This window comes from Streptomyces sp. NPDC058620, assembly GCF_042717135.1.
Classification (GTDB): domain Bacteria; phylum Actinomycetota; class Actinomycetes; order Streptomycetales; family Streptomycetaceae; genus Streptomyces.
In genome coordinates this window covers 16,973-43,048 of sequence record NZ_JBHXQO010000022.1, presented here as the reverse complement: position 1 = coordinate 43,048, position 26,076 = coordinate 16,973, and the positions used below count along the sequence as shown (strand labels likewise).

The following is a 26,076-nucleotide window of genomic DNA, read 5'->3' as shown; positions in this document are numbered from 1 at the left end:
TTTTTTAAACCACCCCCCCCGGGGGGCGCCCCCCAAAAACCCCCCCCCCCCCCCCGGGGCGGGCCCGCGCCCCCCCCCGCGGGGGGGGCCCCCCGGGTGGGGGGGCCCCCCCCTCTCGTACGACCGCAGGGACTCAGCCGGCCAGGCAGGACGGTCCGAGCAGGACCTTCAGGTCGCCGAAGAGCGCGGGGTCCGGCTTCACCCGGTGCCGGTCGAGCCGGAGCACGGTGGTCTTCCGGGGGCCCTGGAGCCTGATCCGCACCTCGGTGTCGCCGCGGTGACTGCTGAGGACCTCGCCGAGGCGGCTGACCATCGGCGGGGTGATCTTGACCGTGGGGATGGTCAGCACGACCGGTGCGTTGGTCCCGGCCGACGAGACGTCGGGGACCTGCATCTCCATGGCGACCAGACGCGGCACGTCCTCGCGCTTGTCGAGGCGCCCCTTGACGAAGACGACGGTGTCCTCCACCAGCTGGGTGGAGACCAACTGGTACGTGGCGGGGAAGAACATGCACTCGATGGAGCCCGCGAGGTCCTCGACGGTGGCGATCGCCCAGGCGTTGCCCTGCTTCGTCATCTTGCGCTGGAGGCCGGAGATGATGCCGCCGATGGTGACGATCGCGCCGTCCGCGTGTTCACCGCCGGTGAGCTGCGAGATCGCGGCATCCGACTTGTCGGACAGCACGTGCTCGATACCGAAGAGCGGGTGGTCGGAGACGTACAGGCCGAGCATTTCGCGTTCCTGCGCGAGCAGGTACGACTTCTCCCACTCGATGTCGGAGAACTCCACGTCGAGCCCGAAGCCGGGCTCGTCGCTCTCCTCCTCGCCCATGCCGCCGAAGAGGTCGAACTGCCCCTCGGCCTCCTTGCGCTTGACCTGGACCACGTTGTCGATCATCGGCTCGTGGTGGGCGACGAGGCCCTTGCGGGTGTGGCCCATCTCGTCGAACGCGCCGGCCTTGATGAGCGACTCGACGGTGCGCTTGTTGCAGACGATCGCCTCGACCTTGTCGAGGAAGTCGGGGAAGGAGCTGTACTTCCCCTTCGCCTTGCGGGTCTTGATGATCGAGTCCACGACGTTCTGGCCGACGTTGCGGATGGCGGTCAGGCCGAAGAGGATCACGTCGTCGCCCTGGGCGGCGAAGTTGGACACGGACTCGTTGACGTTGGGCGGCAGCACCTTGATGCCCATGCGCCGGCACTCGTTGAGATAGACCGCCGACTTGTCCTTGTCGTCCTTCACGGACGTGAGGAGCCCCGCCATGTACTCGGCCGGGTAGTTCGCCTTGAGGTACGCCGTCCAGTAGGTGACCAGGCCGTACGCCGAGGAGTGCGCCTTGTTGAACGCGTATCCGGCGAAGGGCACCAGGACGTCCCACAGCGACTTGATCGCCGCGTCGGAGAAGCCCTTCTCCTTGGCGCCCGCCTCGAAGAGGACGAAGTTCTTCGCCAGCTCCTCGGGCTTCTTCTTGCCCATCACGCGGCGCAGGATGTCGGCTTCGCCGAGTGAGTACCCGGCGACGATCTGGGCGGCCTTCTGCACCTGCTCCTGATAGACGATCAGGCCGTAGGTGAGGCCGAGGACCTCCTTGAGAGGCTCCTCCAGCTCCGGGTGGATCGGGGTGATCTCCTGGCGGGCGTTCTTCCGCTCGGCGTAGTTCGTGTGCGAGTTCATTCCCATCGGACCCGGCCGGTACAGGGCCGAGACCGCGGAGATGTCCTCGAAGTTGTCGGGCTGCATCTGGCGCAGCAGCGAACGCATCGGGCCGCCGTCGAACTGGAACACCCCGAGCGTGTCACCGCGGCAGAGCAGTTCGTACGTCTTGGGGTCGTCCAGCGGGAGGGAGAGCAGGTCGAGCTTGATGCCCTTGTTGGCCTCCACCATCTTGACGGCGTCGTCCATGATGGTCAGGTTCCGCAGGCCCAGGAAGTCCATCTTCAGCAGGCCGAGCGACTCGCACTGCGGGTAGTCCCACTGCGTGATGGTGACGCCGTCGGTGTGCCGTACCCAGATCGGGGCGTGGTCGACGATCGGCTCGCTGGACATGATGACGCCTGCGGCGTGCACGCCCATCTGCCGGACCAGGCCCTCGACGCCCTTGGCGGTGTCGATGACCTTGCGGACGTCCGGCTCGTTCTCGTACATCCCCCGGATCTCGCCCGCCTCGCTGTAACGCGGGTGTTTGGGGTCGGTGATGCCGTTGAGGTCGATGCCCTTGCCGAGGACGTCCGCGGGCATGGCCTTGGTGAGCCGGTCGCCCATCGCGTACGGATAACCGAGGACGCGGGCGGAGTCCTTGATCGCGTTCTTCGCCTTGATCTTTCCGTACGTGCCGATCATGGCGACCTTGTCCGCGCCGTACTTCTCGGTCACGTACCGGATGACCTCGACGCGCCGGCGCTCGTCGAAGTCGATGTCGACGTCGGGCATGGAGACGCGCTCGGGGTTCAGGAACCGCTCGAAGATCAGCCCGTGCTCGATCGGGTCGAGGTCGGTGATGCCCATGGCGTACGACACGATCGAGCCGGCCGCCGAGCCTCGTCCGGGGCCGACCGCGATGCCCTGGTTCTTGGCCCACATGATGAAGTCGGCGACGACGAGGAAGTACCCGGGGAACCCCATCTGGATGATGATGTCGAGCTCGTACTCGACCTGCTTCTGCCGGTCCTCGGGGATTCCGTTCGGGAAGCGGCGGTTCATGCCGACCCGGACCTCTTCCTGGAACCAGGTGACCTCGGTGTAGCCCTCCGGGATGTCGAACTTCGGCATGAGGTTCTTCGCCTCGAACATGCCGGAGGTGTCGATCTGCTCCGCGACCAGGAGGGTGTTCGCGCAGCCCTGCTGCCAGGCGTCGGAGGAGTCGACGCCGTACATCTCCTCGGTCGTCTTGAGGTAGTAGCCGGTGCCGTCGAAGCGGAAGCGGTCCGGGTCGGAGAGGTTCTTGCCGGTCTGGATGCAGAGCAGCGCGTCGTGCGCCGTGGCCTCGTTCGCATAGGTGTAGTGCGAGTCGTTCGTCACGAGCGGCGGGATGCCGAGCTTCTTGCCGATCTCCAGGAGCCCGTCGCGGACCCGGCGCTCGATCTCGATGCCGTGGTCCATCAGTTCCAGGAAGTACTTGCCCTCGCCGAAGATGTCCTTGTAGTCCGACGCCGCCTGGACCGCCTCGTCGAACTGGCCGAGCCGCAGCCGGGTCTGCACCTCACCGGAGGGGCACCCGGTGGACGCGATCAGGCCCTCGGACCACTGGGCGATGGTCTCCTTGTCCATGCGGGGCCACTTCTGGAGCCAGCCCTCGGCGTACGCGTCCGAGGACAGCCGGAAGAGGTTGTGCAGCCCGGTGCTGTTCGACGCCCAGATCGTCTTGTGGGTGTAACCACCCGAACCGGACACGTCGTCGCGCTTCTGGTGCGGCTGCCCCCACTGGACCTTCCGCTTGTGCTTGCGCGACTCGGGCGCGACGTACGCCTCGATCCCGATGATCGGTGTCACACCCGCCTTCTTCGCCGAGTGGAAGAAGTCGTACGCACCGTGCAGGTTGCCGTGGTCCGTCATCGCGATGTGCGACATGCCCATTTCATTGCACGCCTCGAACATGTCCTTGAGCCGCGCGGCACCGTCCAGCAGCGAGTACTGGGTGTGGACGTGAAGGTGCGTGAAGGGCGGCTTGGTCACGGCGCTGGGCCTCCGAAGAGTCGGTGCGGCGCGAAGGCGCCTGGATGGGGAGCGGTGGCCGGACGACGGGAGCACCGGCGATGACGGTTGGGGGGACAGCGTGGAAGTCTACTTCTCCGCGGTGACAACCGAGGGGCACTCCCGGGTACGGTCGCGCGTTGAAGGGGTCGGAGACGCCTGTCCCATTTGTCATGAACGCAATGCACCAGGAGGCACCAAGAGATGTCGGAAACGCAGACCGGCGCAGCGCAGCGCGGGGAGCAGATTCTGGCCGTTTTCGACACCGCTTTCGGTGAGCTCCTGGCCGCCGATCCGGCTGCCTTCCGGGTCAAGTTCCGGAAGATGGCGGGCTCGGCCTTCGCCTTCTACCGGGGCACGGCCTGCCTGTTCTACGAGGACCTGGCGCGCGAGCGGCACGGCGGACCGTACCTGGACGAGCGCACCGGCCGGGTGTGGGTCCACGGCGACCTGCACGCGGAGAACTTCGGCACGTACATGGACGCCAACGGGCGCCTGGTCTTCAATGTGAACGACTTCGACGAGGCGTACGTCGGCCCCTTCACCTGGGACCTCAAGCGCTTCGCCGCCTCCGTCGCTCTCATCGGCTACGCCAAGGCTCTGGGCGACGACCAGATCACCGAGCTGGTCCAGGTCTACGCCGCCGCCTACCGGGAGCGCATCCACGCCCTGGCGACGGGCGCGAAGAACGAGGAGGTGCCGCCCTTCACGCTGGACACCGCCGAGGGCCCGCTGCTGGACGCGCTGCGCGACGCCCGCTCCCTGACCAGGTTCTCGCTGCTGGACTCGATGACGGAGATCCGGGACTTCGAGCGCCGGTTCGCCGCCGACGGCGGTGCGATCGACCTGGACGCGGCGACCCGGTACAAGGTGCTGGCCGCGTTCGACGGCTACCTGGAGACGCTGCCGGAGTCGAGCCTGACCCGCCCCGACTCCTACCGGGTGAAGGACGTCGTGGGCCGGCGCGGCATCGGCATCGGATCGGCCGGGCTGCCGTCGTACAACATCCTTCTGGAGGGCAACAGCGACGCCCTGGAGAACGATGTGGTGATCTACCTCAAGCAGGCGCAGACCCCGGCTGTCTCCCGGCACATCACCGATGCGGCCGTACGGGAGTACTTCCAGCACGAGGGGCACCGCACCGTCATCTCGCAGCGCGCGCTCCAGGCGCACGCCGACCCGTGGCTCGGCTGGACCGAGCTGGACGGCTCGGGACAGCTCGTCGCCGAGGTCTCGCCGTACGCGGTCGACCTCAACTGGTCCGACATCGACGAGCCGGAGGAGATCGCCGCGGTCGTCGCCGACCTCGGCCGGGCCACGGCGACGATGCACTCGGCGGCGGACGACGAGAGCGGGCACTCGCTGGTGCCGTTCTCCACGGAGCGGGCGATCGACGCCGCGATCGCGGCCGACGAGGAGGGCTTCGCCGCCCTGCTCGTGGACTTCGCCCACGGCTATGGGGCACGCGCCCGCGCCGATCATCAGATCTTCGTCGACCTCTTCCGCAACGGCCGCATCCCCGGCCTGTAGAGGTCCCGGGCCGGTGGGACCCACCTGCCTGTAAGGATCCCCACACGCACAGGCGATTTTAAGGATCGCCTACGGGTTCACATGGCACACTCCTCGACGATGGACGTATCAGGGACGCAGCTCAGGGCAGTTCGCGCGGCGCTTTTCACAGCGCTCGTCGTGACGCTCTCCGCTGCGTCCCATGTGCTGCTCTCCCGGGTTCCGCTGCCACTGACCGTGGTCGCCCCGCTGGCCGTCGGCGTCTTCGCCATGGCCTTCGCGCTGGCCGGCCGCGAGCGCGGCTTCGGAGCCATCGCGGGGCTGCTGGTCCCGCTGGAACTGGCCGCCGACACGGTGTTCACCACCGGACAGCATCTCTGTTACGGCGCGGCGGGCGGCCCGATCGCGGGGCCGCTGCGCTCCGTGGGACTGGATGTCCTGTGCGGTGGCGAGGCGGGCGCGGCCCGGCTGGCCGGTGTCGGCGCGGTCGGCACCCCGCTGGCCGGGGTGACGGGCGCGGGCGACCGGGCGGCCGCCCTGCTGGCGTCGCCCGGCCCCCTGGTGCCGTGGCTGCTACTCGCCGCCCACGTGACCGTGGGTCTGCTGGCCGCGGCCTGGCTGAGCCGCGGCGAGGCTGCGCTCGCGGGGCTGCTCGGCGCGGCGGCCGCGGTCGCGTTCCGTCCGCTGCTGGTGGCGTTCGCCGTGGTGGGCGGCGCCCGCCGCCCCGTACGGCACGACACGCTCCCCGCGGGGCACCCGCACCCGCTCTTCCCGGCCCGGCTCCTGGGGCACTCCGTGGGACGGAGGGGACCGCCGCGCTCGGCCTGCGCCTGAGCACGCACGTCCCCGGCCCACGACACCACGCACACACGGAGATCCACCATGAGCAAGCGCAACACCCAGGCGAACAAGGCAGCGGCCCGCGAGCGGCTGCGCGCCGAGCGCGAGCGCCAGGTCAAGAAGGACAAGGCGCGCAAGCAGATCGTCGTCGCCGTCTCGGTCGTCGCCGTGCTGGCCGTCGCCGGCGGTGTCGGCTACGGCGTGATGCAGCTCAACAAGCCCTCCGGCTGGGAGGCCGCCGCGGACGCGAAGAACGTGACCGTGCCGAAGAACGCCTCGGGCGACGACGGCACGACGGTGGTCGTCGGCAAGTCGACCGCCAAGAAGACGCTGGAGATGTACGAGGACTCGCGCTGCCCGATCTGCGCCACCTTCGAGCAGACGATCGGTGAGACCGTCGCGAAGGACGTCGAGGCGGGGAAGTACAAGGTCAAGTACGTGGGCGCCACGTTCATCGACAACACCGACAACGGCGAGGGTTCCAAGAACGCCCTGAGCGCCCTGGGCGCGGCGCTGAACATCAGCACCGAGGCGTTCATGGACTACAAGGCCGCGCTGTACTCCGCGAAGTACCACCCGCAGGAGAGCGACGACAAGTTCGGCAAGGACAGCTACCTGATCGAGGTGGCGAACTCGGTGGAAGCGCTGAAGGGCAACGCGGCGTTCGAGAAGGACGTCAAGGACGGTACGTACGACAGCTGGGCGATGAAGATGTCCGAGGCGTTCGACAAGAGCGGGGTCGAGGGCACGCCGACCCTGAAGATGGACGGCAAGGCCGTCACCGCCGAGGGCGGCAAGAACGCACCCATGACGGTGGCGGACTTCAACGCCGCGGTCGCCAAGGCGCTCAAGGCGTAACCGGAGAAAGCACGGAGCATCAGGCACCCGGGGTGTAATTCCGGACGTCGATTTCCCGTCGGGCGGGCGAACTTCCCTGGTTCGCCCGCCCGTTCTCCTGTCAGGGAGTCGTACCGGTCAGTAGGGTGATCGCCCGTGACCAGTCGATCTTTCTCATCGCCCAGCCGCCGTACGGTGGTCAGGGCCGCCGCCGCCACCGCGGTCGCCGCCCCCGTCCTCGCCTCCGCGACCAGCGCCCGGGCCGCCGGGGCCCCGGCCTTCCTCCACGGGGTCGCCTCCGGCGACCCGCTGCCCGACGGTGTCCTCCTGTGGACCCGCGTCACCCCGACGGCTGACGCGTCGCCCGGTTCGGGCCGTGGCGCCGACACCCCCGTGCGCTGGGAGATATCCGAGGACGCCGGCTTCACCCGGATCGCCGCGCGGGGCACGGTCGTCGCGGGCGCCGCGTCCGACCACACCGTCAAGGCCGACGTGCGCGGGCTGCGGCCCGCCACGGCGTACTTCTTCCGCTTCGCGGCGGGTGACGGGGAGCAGGTCCTCTCCCCCGTCGGCCGGACCCGTACGGCGCCCGCCTCCGGCGCGGCCGTCCCCGGTGTGCGCTTCGGCGTGGTGTCGTGCGCCAACTGGGAGTCCGGCTGGTTCTCCGCGTACCGCCATCTCGCCGCCCGCCCCGACCTCGACGCCGTACTGCATCTCGGCGACTACCTCTACGAGTACGCCTCGGGGGCGTATCCGGCAGAGGCCGATGCCGTACGGCGGCACGAGCCCGTCCACGAGATCCTCACCCTCGCCGACTACCGCGCCCGGCACGGGAAGTACAAGACGGACCCGGACCTCCGCTCCCTGCACGCCACTCATCCGGTGATCGCGATCTGGGACGACCACGAGTTCGCCAACGACGCCTGGGCGGGTGGCGCCGAGAACCACACGCCGGGGACCGAGGGGTCCTGGGCGGACCGGGTCGCGGCGGCGAAGCAGGCGTACTTCGAGTGGATGCCGGTCCGCGCCTCCACCGAGGGCACCGTCTACCGGCGTCTGCGCTTCGGCGCCCTCGCCGATCTGCATCTGCTCGATCTGCGCAGCTTCCGCTCCGAGCAGTCGTCCGTCGGCAACGGCGCGGTGGACGACCCGGAGCGCTCCGTCACCGGCCGGGCGCAGCTGGACTGGCTGAAGTCGGGCCTCGCCGGGTCGGACGCCGCCTGGCAGCTGGTCGGCACCTCCGTGATGATCTCGCCGGTCGCGTTCGGCGCGCTGCCGGCCCATCTGCTGGCGCCGCTCGCGGAGTTGCTCGGACTGCCCGGGGAGGGCCTGGCAGTCAACGTGGACCAATGGGACGGATACACGGACGACCGCAGGGAACTGATCGCGCATCTGCGTGACCGGGCGATCCGGAACACGGTGTTCCTGACCGGCGACATCCATATGGCGTGGGCCAACGACGTGCCGGTCAGGGCGGCGACGTATCCGCTGTCGGCCTCGGCGGCGACGGAGTTCGTCGTGACGTCGGTGTCCTCGGACAACCTGGACGACGTCCTGCGCGTCGCACCGCAGACGGTCTCGCTGGTCGCGGCCGCGGCGGTCAAGGCCGCCAACCGCCATGTGAAGTGGGTCGATCTGGACTCGCACGGTTACGGCGTCCTCGACGTGACCGCCGAGCGGTCACAGATGGACTACTACGCGGTCTCCGACAAGACGGATCCGGACGCCACCTCGTCCTGGGTGCGCTCCTATCGGACACTCAGCGGCACGCAGAGAATCGAGCGGGCCGACCGCCCGGTGCGCTGACCGATCAATTCCAGCCATCCGCCGTCATGTTAAGGACGGATCACATCGTGACGGCGGGTGGCGTGGCCCGTGGGCCGAATGCGGACACACCACCCGTCGAGGTAACCCCACACGTTACGTACGTATCTCAAACCTTGGTACGGACCGGAGATTTTCTCCTCATTGCCCCTGTACGCGTCACAAATGATTGGGCCTGATCGATTCTCTTCAAGACATGACATGGCCACGTAATCTCCCGGCGGCGGGTGAGGAAGTACCTCCCCCACATGTCCGCAAGGAGTCACCGTGCGCGCTCTTGTACGCATATCGCCCCGACTGCGCCGTCACGCACTGAGCACAGCCGTACTGGCTGGAACTCTGGCACTGGCTCCACTCTCCGCCGCGCCGGGCAGCGCCGTCGCCGCACCCTCGACGACCCTGTCGGCCGAGGAGTGCGAGGAGACCTCCGGCGCTAGTGCGACCGCACGTGAGGCGCACCCCGGCGGGTCCGACCACGCCGCCGAGCCCAACGAGGTGAGCGCCGCCAAGGCCAAGGCCATGGACGCGGACCTCCAGAAGAAGCTGGCGGACCGCCGCGTCAACGGCCAGGCCCTCGCGGCCGGGGCGACGATCCCGGTCTACTTCCACGTCATCCACTCCGGGACGACGGGCAAGCTCAGCGCGACCCAGGTCACCAACCAGCTCAACGTCCTCAACGCCGCGTACAGCGGTGCGGGCACCGGCAACACCGACTCCGGCTTCCGCTTCACGCTCGCCGCCACGACCTACACGGACAACGCCTCCTGGTACAACCTGGCCTCCGGCTCCACGGCCGAGAAGGCCATGAAGAGCTCACTCCGCCAGGGCGGCGCCGGCGCGCTCAACGTGTACAGCGCCAACCTCAGCGGCGGCCTGCTCGGCTGGGCGACCTTCCCGAGCTCGTACAACTCCAACCCGTCCATGGACGGCGTGGTCATCCTCGACACCTCGCTGCCGGGCGGATCGGCGGCCAACTACGACGAGGGCGACACCGCCACCCACGAGGTCGGCCACTGGCTGGGGCTGTACCACACCTTCCAGGGCGGCTGTAACGGAAACGGCGACTACGTCGGCGACACCCCGGCCGAGAAGAGCCCCGCCTACGCGTGCCCGACCGGCCGTGACAGCTGCGCCAGCAAGACCGGCGCCGACCCGATCCACAACTTCATGGACTACACGTACGACGCCTGCATGACCCAGTTCACGACGGGCCAGGTGGCGCGCATGAGCGAGTACTGGACCGCCTACCGCGCGGGCTGACCGCCCGGCTGTACGGACACGAGGGCCCCGCGCACCCGCGCGGGGCCCTCGCCGTGTCCGCGGAACCCTAGCTAGAGCGTGGCCAGGAAACCCAGCGCGACCTTCCAGGTCTGCTCGGCCGCCGTCGCGTCGTAGTCGGGCAGCTCCGGATCGGTGAACAGGTGGCCGGCCCCCGGGTAGCGGTAGACCTCCACGTCGGCGCCGGTCCGCTGCATCTGGAGGTACCAGGACGTCAGCCAGTCGTGCGACTCGAACGGATCGGGATCGGCGACGTGCAGCTGGACGGGCAGCTCGTCCACCGAGGCGTTCTCCGCGATGTCCGAGGTGCCGTGGAACAGCAGCAGCCCGCGGGCCTTCGCGTCGCCGAGGGCGAGGGTCTGCGCGGTGGACGCGCCGAAGGAGAAGCCCGCGTACACGAGCCCCTGGTCGGAGTAGGGCGCGGCGGCCAGCACGGCACGCCGCAGCAGCTCGTCCTTGCCCACCTGCTCCTTGAAGGCCATGCCTTCCTCGGCCGAGTCAAAGGTGTGCCCCTCGAAGAGATCGGGCACACGCACGACGTGCCCCGCGGACCGCAGTCGGTCCGCAGCCGCGTGCACCGCGGGCCTCAGCCCGTACATCGAGTGGAAAAGCATGATGTTCATGAGGCCATGGTGCCAGCTGTGCCCAAGAGTTTGGAGGACGAGGGGATGGAGAACGTGCTGCGCCCGCTGATCGTCGTCAGCGGTGTGCTGGTGATCACCGTGCTGGTCGGCTGGCTGGTCGACCTGCTGCTGCGGCGCGCCGACAGCAGGCACCGGGACACCCCTCTGTGGGGCCTGCTTCGCCGCTGCCGGCTGCCGCTGCAACTGGTGCTCTGCACCGCTCTCCTGGGCGCCAGTTACACCCACACCCGGCTGGACCTGGTGCAGAGGCACCGGGAGGCGATCGGCCAGACCCTCACCCTGGTGCTGATCGGTACCTCGGCCTGGCTGGTGGTACGGGTGGCGGCGACGATCGTCGAGGCCTCGTACACCCGCTACGCCACGGCCACCCGCGATCCGGCCAGGGTGCGCAGGGTCCGTACGCAGGTGACGCTGATCCAGCGGGTGGTCATCGCGGTCGTGGCGACCGTGGCGATCGCGGCGATGCTGCTGACGTTCCCCGCGATGCAGACGGTCGGCACGTCGATGCTCGCCTCGGCCGGTGTGCTGGGCATCGTCGCGGGCGTCGCCGCCCAGTCGACGCTCGGCAATCTCTTCGCCGGCCTGCAGATCGCCTTCGGTGACATGGTGCGCATAGGCGACACGGTGGTGGTCGACGGCGAGTGGGGCACCATCGACGAGATCACCCTGACGTTCCTCTCCGTACGGACCTGGGACGAGCGGCGGATCACGATGCCTGTGTCGTACTTCACCAGCCAGCCGTTCGAGAACTGGTCGCGCGGCGGGGTGCAGATGACCGGCACCGTCTTCTTCCACCTCGACCACTCGGCGCCCGTCGCCGCCATGCGCGAGCACCTGCGGACCATTCTCGGCGAGTGCGCGGCCTGGGACGGCCGCGACTGGTCGCTGGCCGTCACGGACACCACTCCTTCGACGATCGAGGTACGCGCGGTGGTCACCGCGAAGGACGCGGACGACATCTGGACGGTGCGCTGCGCCGTACGGGAGCAGCTCGTCACCTGGCTGCGCGACCACCATCCGTACGCCCTGCCGCGGATCGCGACCTCGCCCGCGGTACTGCCCCCGGGAGAGCGGTGGCCCTCGCCGGCCCCGCTGGACGGCTGGGACTCCGGTACGGCGGAGACGGTGAGCGGCGGCAAGGCCGCGCGTACCGGCCGGGGCTGACGCCGGGCGGCCGCCTCAGCGCGGACTCCGGACGTCCGGGGCCCGCATGAGTCTCTGGGTCCGCGCGCGTACGCCGCCCGGCGCTCGTCGTCGACCAGGTCCGGGCTGATCCGGGCGCCGATGCCGGACGCCGCGCGCTCAGGCATGGTCTGTACGGCGTCGGTGTCCGCGCGGACACCGAGCTTCCGCACCAGCCAGGGGAGTCAGTAACCGGACGGTCGGAGAACGCGGCGCATCGAGCGGTGGGAGATCCCCGCGTCGGGGAACTCGGGGCCGTACGCCACGTATCCGAGCCGCTCGTAGAAACCGAGCGCATGGGTCTGGGCGTGCAGGTCTACGGCGGCCAGGCCGAGCGCGCGTGCCTGGTCCTCGATGGCGCGCACCAGGGCCGCGCCGACGCCGAGGCCACGGGCGGCCCGGGTCACCGCGAGCCGGCCCAGCGAGCCGACGGTGAGGTCACCGCCGGTCCTGTCTCCCGCCACCGCACCGTGCAGCAGCCGTCCCGTACCGAGCGCCGAGCCGTCGGCCGCGACCGCGAGGACATGGACCGCCGTGGCGTCGAGGGAGTCGTACTCGATCTCCTCGGGCACCTGCTGCTCGCCCACGAAGACGTCCTTGCGCACCTGGAAACAGGCCGCGAGGTCGGCGTCGTCGAGAGCCCTGCGGGTGCTGTACGGGGCGGGCGAGCCGGTCATTCGCTCTCTGCCGCGATCTTGTCGAGGGCCTGCTGGAGGTCGTCGGGGTAGGTGCTGGCGAACTCGACCCAGCTGCCGTCGGAGGGGTGCTCGAAGCCGAGGCGCACGGCGTGCAGCCACTGCCGGGTCAGGCCGAGGCGCTTGGCCATCGTCGGGTCGGCACCGTAGGTGAGGTCCCCGACACAGGGGTGGCGGTGGGCGGCCATGTGCACCCGGATCTGGTGGGTGCGGCCCGTCTCCAGCTTGATGTCGAGGAGGCTGCCGGCGCGGTACGCCTCGATGAGGTCGTAGTGCGTGACGGAGGGCTTGCCCTCGGCCGTGACCGCCCACTTGTAGTCGTGGTTGGGGTGGCGCCCGATGGGGGCGTCGATCGTCCCGCTCATCGGGTCCGGGTGGCCCTGGACGAGCGCGTGGTACTTCTTGTCGACGATCCGGTCGCGGAACTGCGCCTTGAGGAGCGTGTACGCCCGCTCCGACTTGGCGACGACCATCAGCCCGGACGTGCCGACGTCCAGCCGGTGCACGATGCCCTGGCGCTCGGCGGCGCCGGACGTCGAGATCCGGTACCCGGCCGCGGCGAGACCACCGATGACCGTGGTGCCCGTCCACCCGGGGCTCGGGTGGGCGGCCACGCCGACCGGCTTCATGATGACGACGATGTCGTCGTCGTCATGAACGATCTCCATGCCTTCGACGGGCTCGGCGACGATCTGGACCGGAGCGGCTGCCTGCGGCATCTCGACTTCCAGCCAGGCACCGCCGTGCACCCGCTCCGACTTCCCGGCCACCGAACCGTCCACCTGGACCTTCCCGGCGGCTGCCAGCTCTGCGGCCTTCGTGCGGGAGAAACCGAACATCCGGGAAATGGCGGCGTCGACACGCTCGCCTTCCAGGCCATCGGGTACGGGCAGGGTGCGGATCTCGGGATGCGTACTCACCTGTCGAGTATGCCTTGCGCCCGCTAGTCCTTGTGCACGGTGCCGTCGGGGTCCAGGCCCTTGAAGGAAAGGATCACGATCAGGATGCCGCCACAGACGATCGCGGAGTCGGCGAGGTTGAAGACGGCGAAGTGGGCGGGGGCGATGAAGTCGACGACCGCCCCCTCGAAGACTCCCGGCGCACGGAAGATGCGGTCGGTGAGGTTGCCGAGCGCACCGCCGAGCAACAGCCCGAGGGCGATGGCCCACGGCAGGCTGTACAGCTTGCGGGCCAGCCGGGCGATCACCACGATCACCGCCGCCGCGATGAACGTGAAGATGATCGTGAACGCCTCGCCGAAACCGAACGCGGCCCCCGCGTTCCGGATGGCGTCGAACTTCAGCCAGTCGCCGAAGACCTCGATGGGCGGCTGGTGCTCCAGCTTCGCGACCACGATCATCTTGCTGATCAGGTCCAGCAGATAGGCGATGACGGCCACGCCGAACAGCACGAGGATCTTTCGCTTGCCCTTGCCGCCGCCCGTGCCGTCGGCGGCCGTGCCCTCGCCGTCCGACGCGTCGGCCGGGGCTGCCGTGCCCTCGGCGGGCTGCTGGGCCTCGGCCCCGTCAGCCCCCTCAGCATCAGGGATATCCGGCGTATCGATGATGCGCTCCGCCTCTGCCACGTGAGTCCCTCAACCTAGGTGCCTGACTGAGGACGAGGGTACGACACACCCCGGCCGGTCAGCCGCGCCGCTCCTGCTTCTGTTTGTCCTCCACGCAGAGCGTGGCCCGGGGGAACGCCTGCATCCGCGCCTTGCCGATCGGCTTCCCGCAGACCTCGCACAGTCCGTACGTCCCCGCGTCGAGCCGGGCGAGGGCGCGCTCGGTCTGCTCCAGCATCTCCTGGGCGTTGGCGGCGAGGGAGAGCTCGTGCTCACGGGTGATGTTCTTGGTGCCCGTATCGGCGTCGTCGTCGCCGGCCCCGTCGCCGGAGTCCCTCATCAGCCCGGCGAGCGCGGCACCGGACGCCTCCAGTTCGCTGCGCAGCCGCATGACCTCGCTGGACAGCTCGGTCCGCGCCTCGGTGACCTCCTCCGGCGTCCAGGGGTCCTCACCCGGCCGTACCGCCAGTTCCCCGGGCGCCGTGGCGGCGGCGACACGGGCCTGGGGCACCGCTGTCGCGCTCTTCCCGGCAGCTGCCGTGGTCCGGCTCGCGCTCTTCTTGGCTACCACCGTGTGGGCTCCCGTCTGCTCGGCGGCCTCGGCCGCCTCCGTGGCCGCCGCCTTCTTGGCGGGTGGCTTCCCGGCGGCGGTCTTCTTCACCGCGGCCTTCCTCACCGCTTTCGCGGCCTTCTTCACTGCCTTCTTCGCCGCCTTCTTCGCGGCCTTCCCGGCCGGTGCCTTCCCGCCCCCTTCCGGCCCCGTCCCTTCGGTCGTCTCCCCGGTCGCCTCCTCGGTCGTCTCCGCGGCTGCCGCCACCGTGGATCTCGCGGACGCCGTTCTCGATACGGCGGTCTTCTTCGCCACCATGGCCGCGGCCCCTTCACATATTGTGATCTTGCTCGCGAATCGTGCTGGGACGATAAGTCGACCCCAGCCCCGCGGCAACGGGGCACGCCGCCCGTTCGCCCCTCCCCGTACCCGGGACACGGCGCGCCTGCATCCGTTGTTCCCAGCTCCCCGCCCGGTAATCCGCTCACGCGGGGCCGCCGGGACTCCGTCCCGCCCCATCTGGCCATTCGGGTCACGCCCCGGCCCGCGGTTAAACCGGTCGGCCGTCGGCCGTACGGGCCCGTACACTGGCCCCAGCGAGAGGCGTGGATGGGACGAGTAGCGTCGTACGCAGCCAGGAGCGACCCGGGGACGGTGGAAGCCCGGGGGCGAGCGCGTCGTGAAGATCACCCCGGAGCCGTCGGAAGAACGCCGCAAGGCCAGTAGACCCGGCATCGCGACCCCAATGAGGGGGCCAAGGGCGACGCCACGCCCTGGGCCAAGGAGGGTGGTACCGCGGGAACCGCACGGTTCTCGTCCCTCCGACGGAAGTGGAAAACGTCCGCCGGAGGAAGCCCGCCCATGACATCGCCGCAGTACCGCCAGGTACCCGCCCAGGTCGACCTGCCCGCTCTGGAGCACGCCGTGCTCGACTTCTGGCGGGACAGCAAGGTCTTCGCCAAGAGCCTCGAACAGTCCGAGGGCCGCCCGGAATGGGTCTTCTACGAGGGCCCGCCCACCGCCAACGGCATGCCCGGGGCGCACCACATCGAGGCCCGCGTCTTCAAGGACGTCTTCCCGCGCTTCCGCACCATGCAGGGCTACCACGTCGGCCGCAAGGCCGGCTGGGACTGTCACGGCCTGCCGGTCGAGCTCGCGGTCGAGAAGGAGCTGGGCTTCAACGGCAAGAAGGACATCGAGGCGTACGGCATCGCCGAGTTCAACGCCAAGTGCCGTGAGTCCGTGACCCGGCACACCGACGCCTTCGCCGAGCTCACGACCCGCATGGGCTACTGGGTCGACCTCGACGACGCTTACCGCACGATGGACCCGCAGTACGTCGACTCCGTGTGGTGGTCGCTCAAGGAGATCTTCAAGAAGGACCTCCTGGTGCAGGACCACCGGGTGGCCCCCTGGTGCCCCCGCTGCGGCACCGGCCTCTCCGACCACGAGCTGGCCCAGGGGTACGAGACGGTCGTCGACCCCTCCGTCTTCGTCCGCTTCCCGCTGACGAGCGGCCCGCTGGCCGGCGAAGCGGCCCTGCTCGTCTGGACGACCACCCCCTGGACGCTCGTCTCCAACACCGCCGTCGCCGCGCACCCCGACGTCAGCTACGTCGTCGCGACGAACGGCGAGGAGAAGCTAGTCGTCGCGCAGCCGCTGCTGGAGAAGGCGCTCGGCGAGGGCTGGGAGACCACCGGTCAGACCTTCACCGGCCGCGAGATGGAGCGCTGGACCTACGAGCGCCCGTTCGCCCTGGTCGACTTCCCCGCCCCTGCGCACTACGTCGTCAACGCGGAGTACGTCACGACCGAGGACGGTACGGGTCTGGTCCACCAGTCCCCCGCCTTCGGCGCCGACGACCTCGTCGTCTGCCGCTCCTACGGCCTCCCGGTCGTGAACCCGGTCCGCCCCGACGGCACCTTCGAGGAGGACCTGCCGCTCGTCGGCGGCGTCTTCTTCAAGAAGGCCGACGAGGCGCTCACCGCCGACCTGGACGCCCGCGGCAAGCTCTTCCGCCATGTCCCGTACGAGCACAGCTATCCGCACTGCTGGCGCTGCCACACCGCGCTGCTCTACTACGCGCAGCCGTCCTGGTACATCCGCACGACGGCCGTCAAGGACCGGCTGCTCCAGGAGAACGAGAAGACCAACTGGTTCCCTGAGTCGGTCAAGACGGGCCGCTTCGGCGACTGGCTGAACAACAACGTCGACTGGGCGCTCTCCCGCAACCGCTACTGGGGCACCCCGCTGCCCATCTGGCGCTGCGAGGACGACCACCTCACCTGCGTCGGCTCGCGCGCCGAACTCACCGAGCTCACCGGCGCCGACCAGTCCGCCCTGGACCCGCACCGCCCGTTCATCGACGAGATCACGTTCACCTGCACCCACGAGAACTGCCGGCTGGAGGCGTACCGCGTCCCGGAGGTCATCGACGCCTGGTACGACTCGGGTTCGATGCCGTTCGCGCAGTGGGGCTACCCGTACCAGAACAAGGAGATCTTCGAGAGCCGCTACCCGGCGCAGTTCATCTCGGAGGCCATCGACCAGACACGCGGCTGGTTCTACACGCTGATGGCGGTCGGCACGCTCGTCTTCGACAAGTCGTCGTACGAGAACGTGGTCTGCCTGGGCCACATCCTCGCCGAGGACGGCCGCAAGATGTCCAAGCACCTGGGGAACATCCTCCAGCCGATCCCCCTCATGGACCAGCACGGCGCCGACGCGGTGCGGTGGTTCATGGCGGCGGGCGGCTCGCCGTGGGCCGCCCGACGGGTCGGCCACGGCACGATCCAGGAGGTCGTCCGCAAGACGCTCCTCACGTACTGGAACACGGTCGCCTTCCAGGCCCTGTACGCCCGCACGTCCGACTGGGCGCCGTCCGAGGCCGACCCGGCTCCGGCGGACCGCACGGTCCTGGACCGCTGGCTGCTCAGCGAACTCCACGCCCTCGTCGACCAGATGACTCAGGCTCTGGAGAGCTACGACACCCAGCGCGCCGGCAAGCTGCTCTCCGCGTTCGTGGACGACCTGTCCAACTGGTACGTACGCCGCTCGCGCCGCCGCTTCTGGCAGGGCGACAAGGCGGCGCTGCGCACCCTGCACGAGGTCATCGAGACGGTCACCCGGCTGATGGCCCCGCTGACCCCGTTCATCACCGAGCGGGTCTGGCAGGACCTGGTCGTCCCGGTCACCCCGGACGCCCCGGAGTCGGTCCACCTGTCCTCGTGGCCGAAGGCCGACCTGTCGTCCATCGACCCGGATCTCTCCACGCAGATGGCGCTGGTGCGACGCCTGGTCGAGCTCGGCCGCGCGACGCGCGCGGAGTCGGGCGTCAAGACCCGGCAGCCGCTGTCCAGGGCCCTGGTCGCGGCCTCGGGCTTCGAGGCCCTCTCCCCCGAACTGCGCGCCCAGATCACGGAGGAACTGAACGTCTCCTCCCTGGCGTCGCTCTCGGAGGTCGGCGGCTCGCTGGTCGACACGACGGCGAAGGCGAACTTCCGCGCGCTGGGCAAGCGGTTCGGCAAGGGCGTCCAGGCGGTGGCGAAGGCCGTCGCGGACACGGACGCCGCCGCGCTCTCCCTGGCCCTGCGCGAGGGCACCGCGTCGGTCGAGGTGGACGGCGAGACGGTCACGCTCTCTCCCGATGAGGTCATCATCACGGAGACCCCGCGTGAGGGCTGGTCCGTGGCCTCCGACTCGGGAGCGACGGTCGCCCTCGACCTGGAGATCACTCCCGAACTCCGCCGCGCCGGCCTGGCCCGTGACGCGATCCGCCTGATCCAGGAGGCCCGCAAGAACAGCGGCCTGGACGTGGCCGACCGGATCGCGGTCCGGTGGGCGTCCACGTCCCCGGCCACGGTCGAGGCGCTGACCGAGCACACGCCGCTGATCGCGGACGAGGTGCTGGCCGTGGACTACGCCGAGGGCGAGGCCGACGACACGTACGGCGCTCCGTTCGAGGACGAGGGGCTGTCCCTCACGTTCCGCCTGCGCAAGCAGCAGTAACGAATCCCACAAGGGCCCGGCCGGACACGCTCCGGCCGGGCCCTTCGTTCTGGGCTGCGCACCCCGGCCCGGCGCCTCCAGCCACGCCGGCGTTCGAGGCGCGGGGCCCGGGACGGAGCCCCGGTTACCGGAAGGGGCGGGCAGGGGAACAGCCCGCCGCAGGCACCCCGGCGCACGACAAAGGGCCGGGCCCCAGGAAATCCCGGGGCCCGGCCCTTCAGCCTGCCGACGGCTACGCGCTCAGCGAGCGCGAACCGCTCAGTTGTCGTCCTCGTCGATCAGGAACCCGCGCATCGGCGAGGGCGCCTGCTGCATCGGCTGCGGCGCCTGCGGCCGAACCGGTGCCATCGGCTGCGTCATCGCGGGCGACATCTGCTGCTGGCCACCGTACGAGGGCCCACCGCCCATGGACGGGTTGCCGCCCATCTGCTGGTTGCCGTGGCCACCGTGGTTGCCGCCCATGCCGTGACCCATCGCACCCGCACCGGCCGGAGCCAGGGAGGGCGACGGCGGCAGGGAAGCGGTCGCCGGGGTCCGCGGCGGGGCCAGCGAGTCGTCGGCCTGGGTCTCCAGCTGACGCAGCTGGCTCTCCAGGTAGGACTTCAGCCGGGTGCGGTACTCGCGCTCGAAGCCACGCAGGTCCTCGACCTTGCGCTCAAGCGTCGCGCGGGCCGACTCCAGCGAGCCCATCGCCACGCGGTGCTTCTCCTGCGCGTCCCGCTCCAGGGCGTCCGCCTTGGCTCGCGCGTCGCGCTCCAGACCCTCGGCACGGCTGCGCGCCTCGCCGACGATCTTGTTGGCCTCGGAACGGGCCTCCGCGATCGCCTGGTCGGCGGTCTGCTGCGCGAGCGAGAGGACACGGGCGGCACTGTCGCCACCGGGGCCCTGCTGCTGCATCTGCGGCTGCTGCTGTTGCTGCTGCTGCTGCATCTGCATCTGCTGCATCTGCTGCTGCTGCGGGTTGTGACCCATGGGGCCGCCCATCGGGCCACCCTGCATCGGACCGGGGCCGTGCGGGCCCTGCGGACCGGGGCCGTGGCCACCCTGGGGGCCATGGCCGCTGGGACCGGCGGGCAGCTGCGGAGCGCCACCGGACAGCTGGGGCGGACCCATCTGCGGGGGCTGCTGCTGCACCGGCGGACCGGATATGGCGGCGGGAACGGGCGCGCCGGGACGATCCTGCGGCTCCGGCTTGCGCATGCCCTGCTGCTGCTGGTTCTGCGCGGCAGCACGCGTGGCAGCGGCCAGCTTGGCGCGCAGGTCCTCGTTCTCGCGGAGCAGGCGCGTCAGCTCGGATTCGACCTCGTCGAGGAAGGCATCGACCTCGTCCTCGTCATAGCCTTCTCGGAGGCGGACGGTCGTGAACTGCTTGTTCCGCACGTCCTCGGGGGTCAGCGGCATCTCTTCTTCACCTCTACGTAGTCGTCGGCAGTCGGCAAGACCGTATCGCTCACAGCCTGATCACGATGCTGATCAGGATGTAGACGATGATCATCAGAACGAAGAAGGACAGGTCGAGTGCCACGCCCCCGAGACGCAGCGGCGGGATGAACCGCCGCAGAAGCTTGAGCGGTGGATCGGTGACCGTGTAGGTGGCCTCGAGTACGACCACCATCGCCTTGCCCGGCTGCCATGAACGTGCGAACTGGAAGACGTAGTCCATGACCAGCCGGAAGATCAGCACGATGAGGAAACACATCAGCGCGATATAGACCACATCCAGTGCGACGCCCATACTCGCGCTTCCCTCTCCCCTGGCTCTCGTAGCTCCGGCCTCTCGGCCGGGTCGTTCCCGGTGTCGTGTTCTCAGCTCTGGTTGAAGAATCCGCCCTCTGCGATCCGGGCCTTGTCCTCCGCCGTGACATCGACGTTAGCAGGCGACAACAGGAACACCTTCTGCGTCACTCGTTCAATGCTGCCATGGAGACCGAAGACAAGTCCCGCGGCAAAGTCGACAAGTCGCTTCGCGTCCGTGTCGTCCATCTCCGTGAGGTTCATGATCACCGGAGTGCCCTCACGGAAGTGTTCCCCGATGGTACGGGCCTCGTTGTAGGTCCGGGGGTGCAGCGTGGTGATGCGGTACGGCTCCCGCTCGGACACGACCTTGGGCATGATCACGGGCGCGTTCTTCTCCATGTTCGGGCGTTCAGGTGTGATGGATGCCACGGGTGCGATTCGGGCGGGTCGTCCGCTTTCCGCGGGGAGCTGAACCGGCTCCCGCTGCGCGGGCGGCTGCACCACTCGTACCGGTTCGTCCCGTTCGCGGTCGCGTTCCCGCTCCACCTGATGCACGGGCTGATGCCGCCGCCGGTCCCGCTCGGGCTCCGGCTCGGGTTCGAATTCATCGTCGGGGTCGAACCCCGGACCGTCGTACCCATCGTCCTCCACGAGGCCGAGGTAGACCGCCATCTTGCGCATCGCGCCGGCCATGCTCTGAGTCCTCCGCTCTGTGGTGGATCGGCATTCGTCACCAAGTGCCCGCGATCCACTGTGGCCTGACCGCCTTGGGCGGAAATGACCATATTTTCTGCTGTGGTCCGACTTGCTTCGCGACGTTACCCGAGGCCGGGTCGGACTCCGAGTACCGCCGTACCGACGCGTACATGTGTCGCTCCGGCCGTCACCGCGTCCTCGAGATCCGAACTCATCCCCGCGGAGACCATGTTCGCAGCCGGATGGTCCGCGCGCAGGCGGGATGAGATTTCCATCAGCCGATCGAACGCCGCCCGTTGCCGGCCCGCGTACGGACCGGCGAGCGGAGCGACGGTCATCAGCCCGTCGAGCCTGAGCCCGGGAGCCCCGTCCACCGCCGCGGCCAACTCCTCGATCCCGTCCGGAGCGACACCGCCCCGGTCACCGCGCTCACCGCTCCCGGCGTCGAGCGCGACCTGGATGAGACATCCGAGCTCGCGCTCACCGCGCACGGCCGCCGCCGAAAGTGACGACACCAGCCTGGTCCGGTCCACCGACTGCACCACATCGGCATAACTCGCCACAGAACGAACCTTGTTCGTCTGCAATTGTCCGACAAAGTGCCACGTGAGCGACAGATCCGAACAAGCGGTGGCTTTGGGTGCCGCATCCTGGTCACGATTCTCGGCGACATGCCGCACACCGAGCTCATGCAGGATCCGCACATCGCTCGCGGGGTAGGTCTTGGTGACCACGATGAGGGTCACCTCCTCCCGCTTGCGGCCGGCCGCGGCACAGGCGGAAGCAATGCGTTCCTCCACCTGTGCCAGGTTTGCTGCGAGTTGCGTCCTACGGTCCGTCATGCCCTATCAGTCCAACCAGACATATCCGGCGAGCCGCCCGGTGGTGCGGTCGCGGCGGTACGAGAAGTAGTCGCCCGATTCCAGGGTGCAGAACGGGGAGCGGTGCCGGTCACCCACTCCGAGACCGTCGAGCTGGGCGTGGACTCCGGCGGTGACGTCCACGGCCGGTGTTCCCCAGCTCGTCTCGGACCACGAGGCCGGGACGGCCTCGGCGACCTCGGCCCGCATCGGCGCCGGAACCTCGTAACACCGTCCGCAGACGGCCGGCCCGGTGTGCGCGCTGATCCGGGAGGGTTCGGCGCCGAGAGCGATCATGGCCTCTACGGCGGCCGGTACGACTCCGGCGACCAGACCGGGCCGGCCCGCGTGCGCCGCGGCCACGACTCCCGCGACCGGGTCCGCGAGCAGCACCGGCGTGCAGTCGGCGGTGAGGACCGCGAGGGCGAGTCCGCGCCTGGCGGTCACCACCGCGTCCACGGCCGGGATCTCCGGGGCGTCGCCCCAGGGTCCGTCGACCACGGCCACGTCCCGCCCGTGCACCTGGTTCATCCAGACGACCCGCGCCGGGTCGAGACCCAGGGAACGGGCCGCGCTCTCGCGGTTGGCGCGCACGGCGGCGGGATCGTCCCCGACCGCGCCACCGAGATTGAGCTCCTCGTACGGAGCGGCGCTCACCCCGCCCCACCTGTCGGTGAAGGCGAAGTGGGCGCCGCTTTCCGCTGCGGGCACTGCGTCGTGCGGACCTATCACTTCAAGAAGTCCGGGACATCCAGCTCTTCGGCCTGGGTGTCCTGGTAGGGACGGGCCGTCGGGACGTGCGGCGGAGAGACCGGCGGAAGCGGGTTCTCGTTCGCCACCGCTACGGGCTCGGCCTGGGCCGGAGCCTCCTCGCGCGAGGGCACGGAGCCCAGTCCGCCCGACTGACGGGCGGGCTCGGCGGACCTGGCCGGCGGAGCCGGCTCCTCGCGCTTGGTGGAGCCGGCGCTCAGGACGTTCTCCCGACGGGCCGGCGGCTGTCCGCCGTCGAACCCGGCGGCGATCACGGTGACCCTGACCTCGTCGCCCAGGGCGTCGTCGATGACGGCGCCGAAGATGATGTTCGCCTCCGGGTGGGCCGCCTCGCTCACCAGCTGCGCCGCCTCGTTGATCTCGAAGAGACCGAGGTCGCTGCCGCCGGAGATGGAGAGCAGTACACCGCGGGCGCCGTCGATGGACGCCTCCAGGAGCGGCGACGAGATCGCCATCTCCGCGGCGGCCACCGCGCGGTCGTCGCCGCGGGCCGATCCGATACCCATGAGCGCCGATCCGGCCTCGGACATGACCGACTTGACGTCGGCGAAGTCGAGGTTGATCAGACCCGGGGTGGTGATGAGGTCGGTGATGCCCTGGACACCCGAGAGCAGCACCTGGTCGGCCGACTTGAACGCGTCGAGCACGCTGACCTGGCGGTCCGAGATGGACAGCAGTCGGTCGTTGGGAATGACGATGAGGGTGTCGACCTCTTCGCGGAGTTCGGCGATGCCGTCCTCCGCCTGGTTCGCGCGTCGCCGGCCCTCGAACGTGAACGGGCGGGTGACCACGCCGATCGTCAGGGCGCCGAGCGAGCGCGCGATGTTGGCGACGACGGGTGCGCCGCCTGTGCCGGTGCCGCCGCCTTCTCCTGCGGTGACGAAGACCATGTCGGCCCCCTTGAGGACCTCCTCGATCTCTTCACGGTGGTCTTCTGCCGCCTTGCGACCGACGGCCGGGTTTGCCCCGGCGCCGAGGCCACGGGTGAGTTCACGGCCGACGTCCAGTTTGACGTCGGCGTCGCTCATCAACAGGGCTTGCGCATCAGTGTTGATCGCGATGAACTCGACGCCCTTGAGACCGACCTCGATCATTCGGTTGATGGCATTGACACCACCGCCGCCGACACCGATGACCTTGATGACTGCGAGGTAGTTCTGCGGTGCTGCCACGTCGAAGGCCTCTCGCCTCGAGTTACGTGTCGTCGCGTTGCGGTGATTCCGCCGCGACGACGGATGCCGATTGGGACGGTCCGAACGCCGACCCGAACCCTAACGTTGAAGTTTAGGGTTACCAGTGTGTCTGCTTCTTGGACTCTTCCGAACAGGACACTAAGTCGACAAGTGGCGCACGTTCAACGAACACGCCGAACCTCCCGTTTTTCTTTTCACCCTATGTGATCACCCGTAGCGCTGACCAACCAGGGTGCTGGCCAGGCCAAACGTGCGTCAACTGTCCGATACGGCCGGGGCGATGGGCGCACTCACGTCGAAGTGCCCCGCTTTGGGAGCGGCTTTCATGAGAGCGGTGAGGACCCTCGCCTTCATCGGGCCCTCTTCGCTGCTGCCCCAGTTCACCGTGCGCCCCCGGGTGAGTTCCAAGGAGACCGCGTCGAACGAGGCGGCCCGTACGACCTGGGTCTCCTTGGCGATACTCCCCGGAAGTTCACTCGCGACCCGGACCGCTTCACGCACCAGCCGGTCACTGCCGAAGCGGCGCAGGCTGGCGGACTGATCAGGTGTCAATTCCAGCAGAGGTACGCCCGGGGGCGCTTTGTCCACCGTTGCGAAGCGAACACCTTCGGCGTCCACTTCGATGAACTTTGCGCCCTTTTCCACCAGCAGAACCGGTTTCCGTTCGGTCACTTTAAGTCCGATGTCGTGCGGCCATGACCGTACGACATCCACCGAATCGATACGAGGCAACTTCTGGCGCAACCTGTCCTCGATCGCGTCGGTGTCAATGGACATCATCGGCGCCCCGATCGGCACCGCGGCGACGTCCTCCACCTCGGCCCCGGTCAACACCTCGGCACCGGAGATCCGCACCTGCTCCGCCCGGAGCCAGGAAGAGCCGTAGAGCACCCAGATTCCGCCCGCGGTGAGCAGGGCCACGACCACCGCGATCAGGATCAGCAGCGTACGGCGGCTGAGCCTGCGCCCGTCGGGGCCGGTGTGCGGCGGGCGGGCGGGGGTGTCCGCCCGCTGCCCTGCACCGCGCTGGGCGGTCGTCGGTCCGGCCACGCTCGCTCCTTAGCCGGACCCGGGGCGCACGCCCCGGGTCCTGCACCGCCTCACGCCTGGCGGCGTGCGGCAATCGCCTCGTACACCATGCCGACGAGCAGGTCGTCGGCGTCCCGCCGCCCGAACTCCGCGGCGGCGCGGGACATCTCGTACAGCCGGTGCGGATCCGAAAGCACCGGAAGGACGTTGCCCTGCACCCACTCGGGGGTGAGCGCCGCATCGTCCACCAGGAGACCGCCGCCCGCGTTGACCACCGGCTGGGCGTTGAGCCGCTGTTCGCCGTTGCCGATCGGCAACGGGACGTAGGCGGCGGGGAGCCCGACGGCGGAGAGTTCGGCGACGGTCATCGCGCCGGCGCGGCAGAGCATCATGTCGGCCGCGGCATACGCGAGATCCATCCGGTCCACGTACGGTACCGGGATGTACGGCGGCATCCCGGGCATGTTGTCGATACGCGGCAATTCGTTCTTCGGGCCGACCACATGAAGGATCTGGATTCCGGAGCGCTGGAGCAGGGGCGCGACCCGCTGGACCACCTCGTTGAGGTGACGGGCGCCCTGTGATCCGCCGGAGACCAGGAGCGTCGGCAGGTTGGGGTCGAGGCCGAAGGCGGCACGCGCCTCCGGGCGGACCCGGGCCCGGTCCAGGGTGGCGATGGTGCGGCGCAGCGGGATGCCGATGTAGCGGGCACCGCGCAGCTTGCTGTCCGGGGTGGAGACGGCGACCCCGTGCGCGTACCGCGAGCCGATCTTGTTGGCCAGGCCGGGGCGGGCGTTGGCCTCGTGGACGACGATCGGGACCCCGGCGCGCTTGGCGGCGAGGTAGCCGGGCAGGGCCACGTAGCCGCCGAAGCCGACGACGCAGTCCGCCTTGGTGCGCTCCAGGATCTGCTCGGCCGCCTTGATCGTGCCGCGCAGCCGTCCCGGGACAGTGATCAGTTCGGGGGTGGGCTTACGGGGCAGCGGCACAGCCGGGATCAGCGCCAGTTCGTACCCCCGCTCGGGTACGAGCCTGGTCTCGAGTCCACGTTCCGTGCCGAGGGCAGTGATGCCAACGGTCGGGTCCTGCCTGCGCAGGGCATCCGCGAGGGCAAGCGCGGGCTCGATGTGGCCGGCGGTCCCCCCACCGGCGAGTACGACATGCACCG

The 26,076-nt window shown here is 69.4% G+C and carries 21 protein-coding genes; 7 read left to right on the top strand and 14 right to left on the bottom strand.

Features of this window, described 5'->3' with window-relative positions; translation table 11 throughout:
- Positions 1 to 133: 133 nt before the first annotated feature.
- Positions 134 to 3,673: a DNA polymerase III subunit alpha gene (gene dnaE, locus ACFWSK_RS21040; RefSeq protein ID WP_383788308.1), complete on the bottom strand. Its 3,540-nt coding sequence runs from the start codon at positions 3,671 to 3,673 to the stop codon at positions 134 to 136.
- A gap of 222 nt (positions 3,674 to 3,895) precedes the next feature.
- Here dnaE and ACFWSK_RS21035 point away from each other — a divergent pair, with 222 nt between their 5' ends.
- The 5 genes from ACFWSK_RS21035 (at position 3,896) to ACFWSK_RS21015 (ending at position 9,961) form a co-directional block, all read left to right on the top strand.
- The gene (locus ACFWSK_RS21035; RefSeq protein ID WP_383788305.1) at positions 3,896 to 5,221 is read left to right on the top strand and encodes a DUF2252 domain-containing protein; all 1,326 of its coding nucleotides are present in this window, start codon (positions 3,896 to 3,898) and stop codon (positions 5,219 to 5,221) included.
- A gap of 99 nt (positions 5,222 to 5,320) precedes the next feature.
- A complete protein-coding gene (locus ACFWSK_RS21030) occupies positions 5,321 to 6,034 on the top strand; it encodes a hypothetical protein (RefSeq protein WP_383788303.1) in 714 nt (237 codons plus the stop codon).
- 48 nt (positions 6,035 to 6,082) lie between these two features.
- Entirely contained in the window at positions 6,083 to 6,898 is an 816-nt protein-coding gene (locus ACFWSK_RS21025) for a thioredoxin domain-containing protein (protein ID WP_383788301.1), read from the top strand.
- A 135-nt stretch (positions 6,899 to 7,033) separates the two neighbouring features.
- Positions 7,034 to 8,683 (top strand): alkaline phosphatase D family protein, encoded by a 1,650-nt coding sequence (locus ACFWSK_RS21020; protein ID WP_383788298.1) that lies wholly within the window; start codon positions 7,034 to 7,036, stop codon positions 8,681 to 8,683.
- A 285-nt stretch (positions 8,684 to 8,968) separates the two neighbouring features.
- The gene (locus tag ACFWSK_RS21015) at positions 8,969 to 9,961 is read left to right on the top strand and encodes a zinc metalloprotease (protein WP_383788295.1); all 993 of its coding nucleotides are present in this window, start codon (positions 8,969 to 8,971) and stop codon (positions 9,959 to 9,961) included.
- A gap of 71 nt (positions 9,962 to 10,032) precedes the next feature.
- Here ACFWSK_RS21015 and ACFWSK_RS21010 read toward each other — a convergent pair whose 3' ends face one another.
- Complete coding sequence (locus ACFWSK_RS21010; protein ID WP_383788292.1) at positions 10,033 to 10,602, bottom strand: dienelactone hydrolase family protein; 570 nt, start codon at positions 10,600 to 10,602, stop codon at positions 10,033 to 10,035.
- Positions 10,603 to 10,647: 45 nt separating this feature from the next.
- Between ACFWSK_RS21010 and ACFWSK_RS21005 the strand changes: the two genes are divergently transcribed.
- Positions 10,648 to 11,787, top strand: coding sequence for a mechanosensitive ion channel family protein (locus tag ACFWSK_RS21005; RefSeq protein ID WP_383788444.1), 1,140 nt, complete (start codon positions 10,648 to 10,650; stop codon positions 11,785 to 11,787).
- 203 nt (positions 11,788 to 11,990) lie between these two features.
- Here ACFWSK_RS21005 and ACFWSK_RS21000 read toward each other — a convergent pair whose 3' ends face one another.
- Genes ACFWSK_RS21000 through ACFWSK_RS20985 form a run of 4 tightly spaced genes read right to left on the bottom strand, consistent with a single transcriptional unit; the run spans position 11,991 to position 14,932 of the window.
- On the bottom strand, positions 11,991 to 12,482 hold the full coding sequence (locus ACFWSK_RS21000) for a GNAT family N-acetyltransferase (protein ID WP_383788289.1): 492 nt from the start codon (positions 12,480 to 12,482) through the stop codon (positions 11,991 to 11,993).
- Positions 12,479 to 13,420, bottom strand: a complete 942-nt coding sequence (locus ACFWSK_RS20995; protein WP_383788286.1) for an RluA family pseudouridine synthase — start codon at positions 13,418 to 13,420, stop codon at positions 12,479 to 12,481. The genes ACFWSK_RS21000 and ACFWSK_RS20995 overlap by 4 nt, the downstream gene beginning before the upstream one ends.
- Positions 13,421 to 13,443: 23 nt before the next feature.
- A complete protein-coding gene (gene lspA, locus ACFWSK_RS20990; RefSeq protein WP_383788283.1) occupies positions 13,444 to 14,085 on the bottom strand; it encodes a signal peptidase II in 642 nt (213 codons plus the stop codon).
- Between the two features lie 58 nt (positions 14,086 to 14,143).
- Positions 14,144 to 14,932, bottom strand: a complete 789-nt coding sequence (locus ACFWSK_RS20985; protein ID WP_383788281.1) for a TraR/DksA family transcriptional regulator — start codon at positions 14,930 to 14,932, stop codon at positions 14,144 to 14,146.
- A gap of 543 nt (positions 14,933 to 15,475) precedes the next feature.
- Here ACFWSK_RS20985 and ileS point away from each other — a divergent pair.
- The gene (gene ileS, locus ACFWSK_RS20980; RefSeq protein ID WP_383788279.1) at positions 15,476 to 18,622 is read left to right on the top strand and encodes an isoleucine--tRNA ligase; all 3,147 of its coding nucleotides are present in this window, start codon (positions 15,476 to 15,478) and stop codon (positions 18,620 to 18,622) included.
- 258 nt (positions 18,623 to 18,880) lie between these two features.
- On the opposite strand, the gene ACFWSK_RS20975 is transcribed toward ileS, so the two are convergent.
- The 8 genes from ACFWSK_RS20975 to murG form a co-directional block, all read right to left on the bottom strand.
- Positions 18,881 to 20,023, bottom strand: coding sequence for a DivIVA domain-containing protein (locus ACFWSK_RS20975; RefSeq protein WP_383788276.1), 1,143 nt, complete (start codon positions 20,021 to 20,023; stop codon positions 18,881 to 18,883).
- 49 nt (positions 20,024 to 20,072) lie between these two features.
- Positions 20,073 to 20,357: a YggT family protein gene (locus ACFWSK_RS20970; protein WP_084996064.1), complete on the bottom strand. Its 285-nt coding sequence runs from the start codon at positions 20,355 to 20,357 to the stop codon at positions 20,073 to 20,075.
- 71 nt (positions 20,358 to 20,428) lie between these two features.
- Positions 20,429 to 21,052: a cell division protein SepF gene (locus ACFWSK_RS20965; RefSeq protein ID WP_362842824.1), complete on the bottom strand. Its 624-nt coding sequence runs from the start codon at positions 21,050 to 21,052 to the stop codon at positions 20,429 to 20,431.
- Positions 21,053 to 21,177: 125 nt separating this feature from the next.
- Positions 21,178 to 21,897, bottom strand: a complete 720-nt coding sequence (locus tag ACFWSK_RS20960) for a YggS family pyridoxal phosphate-dependent enzyme (protein WP_383788273.1) — start codon at positions 21,895 to 21,897, stop codon at positions 21,178 to 21,180.
- A gap of 6 nt (positions 21,898 to 21,903) precedes the next feature.
- Complete coding sequence (gene pgeF, locus ACFWSK_RS20955; protein ID WP_383788270.1) at positions 21,904 to 22,647, bottom strand: peptidoglycan editing factor PgeF; 744 nt, start codon at positions 22,645 to 22,647, stop codon at positions 21,904 to 21,906.
- Positions 22,644 to 23,858 (bottom strand): cell division protein FtsZ, encoded by a 1,215-nt coding sequence (gene ftsZ, locus ACFWSK_RS20950; protein WP_383788266.1) that lies wholly within the window; start codon positions 23,856 to 23,858, stop codon positions 22,644 to 22,646. Before ftsZ ends, pgeF begins: the two co-directional genes overlap by 4 nt.
- A gap of 276 nt (positions 23,859 to 24,134) precedes the next feature.
- Positions 24,135 to 24,929, bottom strand: a complete 795-nt coding sequence (locus ACFWSK_RS20945) for a cell division protein FtsQ/DivIB (RefSeq protein WP_383788264.1) — start codon at positions 24,927 to 24,929, stop codon at positions 24,135 to 24,137.
- Positions 24,930 to 24,979: 50 nt separating this feature from the next.
- Entirely contained in the window at positions 24,980 to 26,074 is a 1,095-nt protein-coding gene (gene murG, locus ACFWSK_RS20940; protein ID WP_299531088.1) for an undecaprenyldiphospho-muramoylpentapeptide beta-N-acetylglucosaminyltransferase, read from the bottom strand.
- Between the last annotated feature and the right edge of the window lie 2 nt (positions 26,075 to 26,076).

Excerpts from the sequence above, each read along its gene's own strand:
- ACFWSK_RS21035 (WP_383788305.1), top strand. The coding sequence starts at position 3,896 with ATGTCGGAAACGCAGACCGGCGCAGCGCAGCGCGGGGAGCAGATTCTG.
- ACFWSK_RS21030 (WP_383788303.1), top strand. The coding sequence starts at position 5,321 with ATGGACGTATCAGGGACGCAGCTCAGGGCAGTTCGCGCGGCGCTTTTC.
- ACFWSK_RS21025 (WP_383788301.1), top strand. The coding sequence starts at position 6,083 with ATGAGCAAGCGCAACACCCAGGCGAACAAGGCAGCGGCCCGCGAGCGG.
- ACFWSK_RS21010 (WP_383788292.1), bottom strand. The coding sequence starts at position 10,602 with ATGAACATCATGCTTTTCCACTCGATGTACGGGCTGAGGCCCGCGGTG.
- ACFWSK_RS21005 (WP_383788444.1), top strand. The coding sequence starts at position 10,648 with ATGGAGAACGTGCTGCGCCCGCTGATCGTCGTCAGCGGTGTGCTGGTG.
- ACFWSK_RS21000 (WP_383788289.1), bottom strand. The coding sequence starts at position 12,482 with ATGACCGGCTCGCCCGCCCCGTACAGCACCCGCAGGGCTCTCGACGAC.
- ACFWSK_RS20985 (WP_383788281.1), bottom strand. The coding sequence starts at position 14,932 with ATGGTGGCGAAGAAGACCGCCGTATCGAGAACGGCGTCCGCGAGATCC.
- ileS (WP_383788279.1), top strand. The coding sequence starts at position 15,476 with ATGACATCGCCGCAGTACCGCCAGGTACCCGCCCAGGTCGACCTGCCC.
- ACFWSK_RS20975 (WP_383788276.1), bottom strand. The coding sequence starts at position 20,023 with ATGCCGCTGACCCCCGAGGACGTGCGGAACAAGCAGTTCACGACCGTC.
- ACFWSK_RS20970 (WP_084996064.1), bottom strand. The coding sequence starts at position 20,357 with ATGGGCGTCGCACTGGATGTGGTCTATATCGCGCTGATGTGTTTCCTC.
- ACFWSK_RS20965 (WP_362842824.1), bottom strand. The coding sequence starts at position 21,052 with ATGGCCGGCGCGATGCGCAAGATGGCGGTCTACCTCGGCCTCGTGGAG.
- ACFWSK_RS20960 (WP_383788273.1), bottom strand. The coding sequence starts at position 21,897 with ATGACGGACCGTAGGACGCAACTCGCAGCAAACCTGGCACAGGTGGAG.